This is a genomic window from Kordia jejudonensis (genome assembly GCF_001005315.1).
Classification (GTDB): Bacteria; Bacteroidota; Bacteroidia; order Flavobacteriales; family Flavobacteriaceae; genus Kordia; species Kordia jejudonensis.
Window position 1 is genome coordinate 1 of sequence record NZ_LBMG01000158.1, and the last position, 979, is coordinate 979.

The 979-nt window shown below is 38.4% G+C and carries 1 pseudogene; it reads right to left on the reverse strand.

The window, feature by feature from the left end:
• Positions 1 to 979 (reverse strand): annotated as a pseudogene (locus tag AA089_RS25315) (CUB protein); the annotation flags it as partial.

Consider the following 979-nt stretch of genomic DNA (forward strand, 5'->3'; position numbering starts at 1 on the left):
ACAAAAACACCCGTTTGTGTTCCGATGATTTCTTCTTCTTTTGTTGTTAAATCAATAGTAAAAAAACCATCAAATGGTGTATCATCACATATTTCAAGATCTGAAACTGCTGTATTGATTACTGGATTTTCATTGATGATGAGATCAAAACTCATTTCGGTATTGATACATCCTGTAGTTGTATTTTCGGCACGTACAAAAATAGTTCTTGGAAACGAAGTGTACGGACTTGGAATGGCGTACATGTTTAGCTCTGCATCAGCAAGTGTTTCATGATAGGAAACGACAATATCCGACTGTCCATTGATAACTTCGGTATCTTTTGTAGTCAGATCAAAGTCAAACTGAGTAGGGTCATCGTTACAAACGACATAATCAGTGATGGTGTTTTGAGTAGGCAATGGGTTTACCGTCAGATTGATATGCTCTCCAAGACCTAAACACGCATTGTCCACATCACTATCGACACGAACTACAATATTCTGGATGTTTGGCGAAGCATCATTACGATGATTGTTAATATCTGGAATTGCATTTTGTTCCGCTAACGCATCGGCAAAGTTTTCATAATAAGTAATGGTCAGTGTTTGTCCTGTGGCAGGGAAAAGCGAGTTGATTTGCGCATCAGCTGCACTAAAGTCAAAGGTAGCAACACCGTTGGTATTATCGCCATCAATTAAATCATCATCACAGACTTCGAAATCAATTTGAAACGAAGCAGGAATTTGCGTAGTTGCTACTGAGAGATTGACTTCTCCAATTCTGAAACAGCCATTAACGGTTTCTATACGCACATAGACCAATCCGCCATTTGTACTAGCAAAGGCAGTTGGATCAGCAATAGGATTGGTATTGTTCTGCGCATCAGTAAGATTGATAAAGTAGGTAAATGTTTCGTTTGCAAAATCATTGGAAAGTAATGAATTGGCTTCTGTCAGATTAAAATCGGAAACTCCATCTGTATCATCATCACATTGAC